The sequence below is a fragment of the Thiosulfatihalobacter marinus genome, from assembly GCF_016019955.1.
Lineage (GTDB): Bacteria > Pseudomonadota > Alphaproteobacteria > Rhodobacterales > Rhodobacteraceae > Shimia > Shimia marinus_A.
Genome location: NZ_JAECRZ010000043.1, coordinates 1 through 1,800, shown reverse-complemented (window position 1 = coordinate 1,800; position 1,800 = coordinate 1). Strand labels below are relative to the sequence as shown.

The 1,800-nt window shown below is 64.1% G+C and carries 1 protein-coding gene; it reads left to right on the top strand.

Going from position 1 to position 1,800, the window contains the following annotated elements; genetic code table 11:
* Positions 1 to 1,800, top strand: a 1,800-nt coding sequence (gene acs / locus I3253_RS20290) for an acetate--CoA ligase (protein WP_197919600.1), incomplete at both ends; no start/stop codon positions are given.

Genomic DNA, 1,800 nt, shown 5'->3' with positions numbered 1-1,800 from the left:
CTACCCCCCCTCCCCCGAGCTTGTCGCGCAGGCGCATGTGGATGGCGCGACGTATGATGCGATGTATGCGGCCTCGGTTGCCGATCCCGAGGCGTTCTGGGCCGAGCATGGCAAGCGCATCGACTGGATCAAGCCTTTCACCAAGGTGAAGAACACCAGCTTTCAGCCCGGCGCGATCGACATCAAGTGGTTCGAGGACGGCACGCTGAACGTGGCGGCCAACTGTATCGACCGGCATCTTGAGACGCGCGGCGACCAGACCGCGATCATCTTCGAGCCGGACGATCCCGACGAACCCGCGCAGCACATCACCTACAAGGAGCTGCACCGCCGGGTCTGCCGCTTTGCCAACATCCTGGAATCGATGGGCGTGCGCAAGGGCGACCGGGTGGTGATCTACCTGCCGATGATCCCCGAAGCGGCCTATGCCATGCTGGCCTGCGCCCGGATCGGCGCGATCCACTCGATTGTTTTCGCAGGGTTTTCCCCCGATGCCCTGGCCGCCCGCGTGAATGGCTGCGACGCCGGGGTGGTGATCACCGCCGACACCGCGCCGCGCGGCGGGCGCAAGACCGCGCTCAAATCCAATGCCGACGCGGCGCTCTTGCACTGTAAGGATACTGTTAAGTGTCTGGTGGTAAAACGGACCGGCGACCAGACCACGTGGATCGACGGGCGCGATTACGACTATAACGAAATGGCACTGGAGGCGAACGACTATTGCAAACCGGCCGAGATGTCGGCCGAGGATCCGCTGTTCATCCTGTACACGTCCGGCTCCACCGGACAGCCCAAGGGCGTGGTGCATTGCTCGGGCGGTTACCTGGTGTTTGCCGCGATGACCCATCAATACACCTTCGATTATCACGAGGGCGACATCTTCTGGTGCACGGCGGATGTGGGCTGGGTCACGGGCCACTCCTATATCGTCTATGGCCCGCTGGCCAATGGCGCCACCACGCTGATGTTCGAGGGCGTGCCGACCTACCCGGATGCCTCCCGCTTCTGGCAGGTCTGCGAAAAGCACAAGGTGAACCAGTTCTACACCGCCCCCACCGCGATCCGCGCGCTGATGGGCCAGGGCAGCGAGTTCGTCGAGAAATGCGACCTGTCCTCGTTGCGCATCCTGGGCACCGTGGGCGAGCCGATCAACCCCGAGGCCTGGAACTGGTACAATGACGTTGTCGGCAAGGGCAAATGCCCGATCGTCGACACCTGGTGGCAGACCGAGACCGGCGGCCACATGATGACCCCCCTGCCCGGCGCCCACGCGACCAAGCCGGGCAGCGCGATGAAGCCGTTCTTCGGCGTGCACCCGGTGGTGCTGGATCCGCAATCGGGCGAGATCATCACCGGCAACGATGTCGAGGGCGTGCTGTGCATCGCCGACAGCTGGCCGGCCCAGATGCGCACCGTCTGGGGCGATCACGAACGCTTCGAGAAAACCTATTTCTCGGACTACAAGGGCTATTACTTTGCCGGTGACGGCTGCCGGCGCGACGCCGATGGCGATTACTGGATCACGGGCCGTGTGGATGACGTGATCAACGTGTCGGGCCACCGCATGGGCACCGCCGAGGTGGAAAGCGCGCTTGTCGCCCATGCCGCCGTGGCCGAGGCCGCCGTGGTCGGCTATCCCCATGACATCAAGGGCCAGGGCATCTATTGCTATGTCACCCTGATGAACGGCGTCCAGCCCACCGACGAGCTGATGAAGGAACTGCGCACCTGGGTGCGCACCGAAATCGGCCCCATCGCCTCGCCCGACCTGATCCAATGGGCCCCCGGCCTGCCCAAGAC